Annotated in this window: 6 protein-coding genes; 4 read left to right on the top strand and 2 right to left on the bottom strand. The window is 59.5% G+C overall.

The annotated features are described in order from the left end of the window. On the bottom strand, window positions 1-1,511 hold a 1,511-nt coding region (gene nuoL, locus NW860_RS03960), incomplete at its 3' end, for an NADH-quinone oxidoreductase subunit L (protein ID WP_414512620.1). Between the two features lie 209 nt (window positions 1,512-1,720). On the opposite strand from nuoL, the gene NW860_RS03955 reads away from it, so the two are divergent. After that, the gene (locus NW860_RS03955) at window positions 1,721-2,077 is read left to right on the top strand and encodes a single-stranded DNA-binding protein (RefSeq protein WP_414405070.1); all 357 of its coding nucleotides are present in this window, start codon (window positions 1,721-1,723) and stop codon (window positions 2,075-2,077) included. Here the strand turns inward: NW860_RS03955 and NW860_RS03950 are convergent. Next, window positions 2,074-2,850: a cobalt-precorrin-6A reductase gene (locus NW860_RS03950; RefSeq protein WP_414512522.1), complete on the bottom strand. Its 777-nt coding sequence runs from the start codon at window positions 2,848-2,850 to the stop codon at window positions 2,074-2,076. The genes NW860_RS03955 and NW860_RS03950 overlap by 4 nt on opposite strands. A gap of 65 nt (window positions 2,851-2,915) precedes the next feature. Here NW860_RS03950 and NW860_RS03945 point away from each other — a divergent pair, with 65 nt between their 5' ends. From NW860_RS03945 to hemL, 3 genes are all read left to right on the top strand, one after another. Next, window positions 2,916-3,443 carry a bifunctional nuclease family protein gene (locus NW860_RS03945; protein WP_414395286.1) on the top strand — a complete coding sequence of 176 codons (528 nt, stop codon included), beginning with the start codon at window positions 2,916-2,918 and terminating at the stop codon, window positions 3,441-3,443. A 141-nt stretch (window positions 3,444-3,584) separates the two neighbouring features. Then, window positions 3,585-4,814, top strand: coding sequence for a (E)-4-hydroxy-3-methylbut-2-enyl-diphosphate synthase (gene ispG / locus NW860_RS03940; protein WP_414512520.1), 1,230 nt, complete (start codon window positions 3,585-3,587; stop codon window positions 4,812-4,814). A 51-nt stretch (window positions 4,815-4,865) separates the two neighbouring features. Beyond that, window positions 4,866-6,169 (top strand): glutamate-1-semialdehyde 2,1-aminomutase (gene hemL, locus NW860_RS03935; protein WP_414512518.1); only part of this gene is annotated, 1,304 nt, incomplete at its 3' end.

The following is a 6,169-nucleotide window of genomic DNA, read 5'->3' as shown; positions in this document are numbered from 1 at the left end:
GGCTGGGGCTTTTCGTGGATGTTCATGGCTCCAGGCCCAAAGGCTGCCTCCTTCCCGGCAAACGCATAGGCAAAAGCTGGCACCGGTCGACCTTGGCTGACGGCTACCTCCTGGCGCAGTCTCAGGTTGGTGCCGCGGAACTCCCCTTCAAAGGTGAGGAAGTAGATGCGGAACATGTAGAAGGCAGTGATCCCTGCCGTGAGGAAGCCCACCCCCCAGAGGGCCGGGTTGTGCTCAAAAACTGAAGCCAAGATCTCATCCTTAGACCAAAAGCCGGCAAAGGGCGGGATCCCACAGATGGCCAGCGTGCCAATTAAGAACGTAATGGCCGTAACCGGCATGTATTTGCGCAGGCCCCCCATCAAACGCATGTCCTGGGCCAAAACCGGGTCGTGGCCCACCACTGCTTCCATACCGTGGATGACCGAGCCAGAGCACAGAAAGAGCAGCGCCTTGAAGTAGGCGTGGGTCATTAGGTGAAACAAGCTAGCCCCATAGGCACCGGATCCCATGGCCATGACCATGTAGCCCAGTTGGGAAATGGTGGAGTAGGCCAGGCCCTTTTTGATGTCGTTTTGGGTGATGGCAATGCTGGCCCCCAAGAAAGCCGTGCCTGCCCCCGTCCAGGCAATGAGATCCATGGCCAGCGGGATCCCTTCCAGCACCGGGAACATGCGCGCCAACAGGAATACCCCTGCTGCCACCATCGTGGCCGCGTGGATGAGGGCGGAAATGGGCGTGGGACCTTCCATAGCATCCGGCAGCCACACGTGTAGCGGAAACTGAGCCGACTTGGCCACCGGCCCCAAGAACACCAACACGGCAAAGAGGGCCACTAGGCTGCTGCTTACCGCCCCACTGGCCACCCGCTGTTCTAGATTGTGGGCCAGCTCCTCAAACCCAAAAGTGCCGGAGACCCAGTAAAAGCCCAAAATGCCTAGCAGCAGTCCAAAGTCCCCCACCCGGTTGACGACAAATGCCTTCTGGGCTGCCTCCGCTGCCGTCTGCCGGTCGTACCAAAACCCAATCAGCAGGTAGGAGCACATCCCCACCAGCTCCCAGAAAATGTAGATCTGCACCAGGTTGGGGCTAAGAACCAGACCCAGCATCGAGGAGGCAAATAGGCTCAGGTAGGCGTAGAAACGCACATAGCCGGGATCCTGAGCCATGTAGCCGTCGGAGTAGATCTGCACCAAGAAGGCCACCGTGGTCACCACCACCAGCATCATGGCGCTCAGGTGATCCACCACAAAGCCCATGTCGAGGGAGAAGGAGCCCGCCTGAGCCCAGCTAATGGTCTTGAGGACAGTCTCATGGCCTTGGAGTTGGCTGGCCAAGAGGGCAAAGGCGTGGACCATTGCCGTCCCCGTCGCAAATACACTCAAAAAGGCAGCCAGAGCCCGGTTGGCCCTTGTCCAGGCGTTGAACACCAAAATGCCCAAGCCAAGTAGAAAAGCTGCCACCAAGGGATAGACAGGGATCAACCAGGCGTATGTGTAGATAAATTCCATAGCCAACGGTGCTGAATGCGTCCTCTTGCCGGAGTAAACCCTCCCTGCTGGCCGGTGAGCATCTGCCTACGGGATAGAGGCTGGCAGTTGCTCTGGGGCTTCTGACATTGTAAATCTTTGCAACACCATCAACGCCTCTCCTGCAACAAGATGCCCTGGCAGGCGCTACAACTAGAGCCAAAGGCGGTCAGTGGTCTGGAGAAAAGCCCATGAGCCTAAACCTGGTGACCCTAGTGGGCCGGGCGGGTATGGATCCGGAAGTGCGCTACTTCGAGTCGGGCAAGGTGGTGTGTACCTTTAGCCTGGCGGTAAACCGCTTCCGCAAAGGTGAAGACAAGCCCGATTGGTTTAACCTGGAGCTGTGGGGGCGCACCGCTGAAGTGGCCGGAGAATATGTGCGTAAAGGCAGCCTCGTCGGGGTGACGGGCAGTCTTAAGTTTGAGCGCTGGAAAGATAGATCCACAGGCGAGGAGCGCCAGCGGCCCGTTATTGCCGTGGAGCGGCTGGAGCTGCTGGGATCCCGTCAGGATCGTGAGCCTGACCTACCAGTAGAGGAGCCGTTCTAAGTCCTCTCCAGCCGACGCTTGCACTCCCGCACCACCTCAGCCAAATCCTGGCTACACCAGGGGTAGCTTAAGGAAGGCCGCTGGATCACCAAGAGGGGGATCTCCAGGGTTTTGGCCACGGCCTGCTTAATGAGAAGACCGCCGGCTTCTCCAGAGTTCTTACTGATAACCACTTGGGGCTCTAGCTTCCGCCAGAGCTGCAGTTCCTCCTCAAAGCTAAGGGGCAAACGCCTGCCAATCACCCGCTCAGCAGCAATCCCAGCCTGCACTGCCTGGGAAACTGACTCCGGCAGCACCCGCGCGTACAACTGGCAGCGATTCTGCCAGGGGACAAACAAGGGCAACGGCTTCACCCCCACTGTCAAGAGCACCCGCCGTCCCGCCAGCACGCTCTCGGCTAGGACTGCCTGCCAGTCCGGCACTACCTGCACCCAGGGCTCTAGATTTTCCGAAGGGCGTTCGTAGCGCAGGTAGGGGATCCCAACTTGGGCTGTTACCTGAATGGCCAGTTGCGAGATCTGCTGGGCAAAGGGATGAGAGGCATCCACCAGCACGCCAATCCGGTACTCTCGCAGGAATTGTTCCAAAGATACAGCCGAGAAGCGGGTGACCATCACCTGACCCGGCAAACCCTGGTAGAGCCGGCTGCCCCTTTCCGTGGTAACCGTGGCTATCCAGGGGATCCCTTCTTGGCTAAGGGCCAGGGCCAAGCTGCGGCTTTCACTGGTGCCGCCAAGGAGAGCTACCGCCCTTGATTTCCCGATTAAGCTCATGCCGTGTTGCCAAAGTTTTCTGCCCGTAGATACGATCGAGATCCAAAGGCTGGAGGCAGTTGACCATGATTGAGATGGAGGTGGCTGGGATTGCGGTTGATGCCGTTAACCAGAGCCCCATTGTCATCCTGCGCGATACCCATGGGCGTCGTGCTCTGCCTATCTGGGTAGGAAAAGCAGAAGCCAATGCCATTTTGCAAGCGTTGGATGATCAGAAGCCGCTCCGTCCCATGACCCACGATCTTATCCTCAACTCCTGGAAGGCCTGGGGAATCAAGCTGGAGCGGGTCATTATCCACGCCTTGCTGGACAACACTTTTTATGCGGTGCTGGTTACCGTTAGCGGTGACAAAAAGCAGGAGATCGACTGCCGTCCCAGCGATGGTATTGCCCTGGCTCTGCGAGCCCACGCCCCCATCTGGACGGTAGAGGAGGTCATTGCCGAAGCCTCGATCCCCATGAATCAGGATGCCGATGAAGCGGAGCGGGAGGCCTTCCGCAAGTTTGTGGAAAACGTAACGCCCAGAGACTTTATTCGCAACCGACCCCTTCCAGACTACCCGACGGATTCCCCCACAGAGGCAGACAGCTAAGTCACTGTCTTTCTTCCTCCGTCTGCTGGAGTTGAGCTGGGTAGGGCAGGCGGTGGGCTGCCTGGAAAGCATCTCTAAGGGTAGCCGCTAGGGGGACGTTTCCGCCTACAATCAAGCTAGAGCAGCCCTTTTGAGCAAGCTATGCCAACTCTGGAGCGGCCCAACCCCCAGCAGCCCTATCCAGAAGCGGTCTACCCCCGTCGCCCCACCCGCACGGTGGCAGTTGGCGAGGTGTTGATCGGCAGCCAGCACCCAGTGGTGGTGCAGTCGATGATCAACGAAGACGTGCTCAATATTGACGCGGCGGTGGCTGCAATTCGCCGGCTGCACGAAGCGGGCTCGGAAATCGTGCGGGTTGCCGTTCCCAGCCTGGCCCACGCCAAGGCCATGGAGGTCATTCGGGAGAGGCTGATTCAAACCTACAAGCCAGTGCCGCTGGTGGCTGACGTCCACCACAACGGTCTCAAGGTGGCCCTGGAAGTGGCCAAGTACGTCGACAAAGTGCGCATCAATCCTGGCTTGTTCGTTGTAGAGAAGCCGCAGCCGGGGCGCACGGAGTACACAAAAGCTGAACTAGAGGCCATCCGCAGCGAGATCCGCGAGGCTTTTGTCCCCCTTGTACAGGCCCTCAAAGCCCAGAACAAAGCCCTACGCATTGGCGTCAACCACGGATCCCTCGCGGAGCGGATGCTCTTTCTCTACGGTGACACGCCTGAGGGGATGGTGGAGTCGGCTCTGGAGTATGCCGAGATCTGCGCTGAGCAAGACTTCCACAATGTGGTTCTCTCGTTCAAGGCTTCCCGTCCCCAGGTGATGTTGGCCGCCTACCGCTTGGCAGCTCGCCGCTTCGACGCCCTAGGGCTAAACTATCCCTTCCATCTGGGTGTAACCGAGGCTGGAGACGGAGAGTACGGCCGCATTAAGTCAGCGGTAGGGATCGGGACGCTCTTGGCTGAAGGGATTGGCGACACCATCCGCGTCTCTCTCACGGAAGCGCCGGAAAAAGAGATCCCGGTGGCCTACGGTATTTTGCAGGCTCTCAACCTGCGCAAGACCATGGTGGAATACGTGGCCTGTCCTTCCTGTGGGCGTACCCTCTTCAACCTGGAGGAAGTGCTGCAGAAGGTGCGGGCGGCAACCCAGCATCTGGTGGGCCTCGACATTGCCGTCATGGGCTGCATTGTCAACGGGCCTGGGGAAATGGCCGACGCCGACTACGGCTATGTGGGCAGGACGCCAGGAGTAATTTCCCTCTACCGCGGCAAAGAAGAAGTGAAAAGAGTACCGGAATCGGAGGCTGTCCAGGCTTTGATCGAGCTCATCAAAGCCGATGGTCGCTGGGTGGATCCGCCTGGAAGTCCCAACAATTAGCCAGCTCCCCTTCCTGTTAGCCTAGGAAGTACCTCGAGTAGCCGCCCTACTATGACCAGCACTCTTCGTCCCACTTTTAATACCGCCCGCTCCAGAGAGATCTTCGCCCGCGCCCAGCAGTTGATGCCCGGCGGGGTTAGCTCACCGGTGCGCGCCTTCAAGTCCGTGGGCGGGGATCCCGTCGTGTTTGACCGCGTCTTGGGGGCCTACGCCTGGGATGTGGACGGCAACCAGTACATTGACTACATCGGCAGTTGGGGACCAGCCATTGTGGGCCACGCTCACCCTGAAGTCATCGAGGCATTGCGGCAGGCTCTGGAGAAAGGCACCAGCTTTGGCGCCCCTTCTGTTCTGGAAAACGAGCTGGCGGAGCGGGTGATCGAAGCGGTGCCTAGCGTGGAGATGGTGCGCTTTGTGAACTCCGGCACCGAAGCCTGCATGGCAGCGTTGCGCCTGATGCGGGCCTACACGGGCCGGGAAAAGGTGATCAAGTTCGAGGGCTGCTACCACGGCCATGCGGACATGTTCTTGGTCAAGGCTGGCTCGGGAGTGGCTACTCTGGGCCTACCGGACTCGCCAGGAGTGCCCAAGGCGGCTACTAGCGCTACGCTGACGGCTCCCTACAACGACCTAGAGGCGGTCAAGGCGCTGTTCGAGCAGTATCCTGATTCGATTGCCGGCGTGATCCTCGAGCCGGTGGTGGGCAATGCTGGCTTTATTCCACCGCAGCCAGGCTTTTTGGAAGGCTTGCGCGAGCTCACCCGAAAGTATGGCGCTCTGCTGGTGTTTGACGAGGTGATGACCGGCTTTCGCATCAGCTACGGTGGCGCCCAGGGCAAGTTTGGCGTCATCCCTGACCTGACCACTCTGGGTAAGGTCATTGGCGGTGGCCTGCCGGTAGGCGCCTATGGCGGTCGGCGGGAAATCATGGAGATGGTAGCGCCCGCGGGGCCAATGTACCAGGCGGGTACGCTGTCCGGCAACCCTCTAGCCATGACTGCCGGCATCAAGACGCTTGAGATTTTGCGCCGCCCAGGCACCTATGAGTATCTGGAGCGCATTACTGAGAAGCTGCTGACAGGGCTGCTGGAGATTGCCCGGGAGACTGGGCACGAAATGTGCGGAGGTTATCTGCCGGGCATGTTCGGCTTCTTTTTCACTGCCGGCCCAGTGCGCAACTACGAGGAAGCCAGGCAGTCAGACTTGCAAAAGTTTGCCCGTTTTCACCGTGGCATGCTGGAGCGGGGGGTGTATCTGGCGCCCTCGCAGTTTGAGGCGGGCTTTACTTCCCTGGCCCACACGGAGGCTGATGTGGAAAGAACCCTGGAGGCAGCGCGAGAGGTGCTGCGGGCCCT

The sequence above is a fragment of the Synechococcus sp. F70.1 genome (assembly GCF_047502745.1).
In the GTDB taxonomy this organism is placed as follows: domain Bacteria; phylum Cyanobacteriota; class Cyanobacteriia; order Thermostichales; family Thermostichaceae; genus Thermostichus.
Note: the sequence above shows the minus strand (reverse complement) of the source record. Positions and strands in the feature narration are given on the sequence as shown.

Bases quoted from the DNA above. Each gene is read 5' to 3' on its own strand.
- NW860_RS03955 (WP_414405070.1), top strand. From the start codon at position 1,721: ATGAGCCTAAACCTGGTGACCCTAGTGGGCCGGGCGGGTATGGATCCG.
- NW860_RS03950 (WP_414512522.1), bottom strand. From the start codon at position 2,850: ATGAGCTTAATCGGGAAATCAAGGGCGGTAGCTCTCCTTGGCGGCACC.
- NW860_RS03945 (WP_414395286.1), top strand. From the start codon at position 2,916: ATGATTGAGATGGAGGTGGCTGGGATTGCGGTTGATGCCGTTAACCAG.
- ispG (WP_414512520.1), top strand. From the start codon at position 3,585: ATGCCAACTCTGGAGCGGCCCAACCCCCAGCAGCCCTATCCAGAAGCG.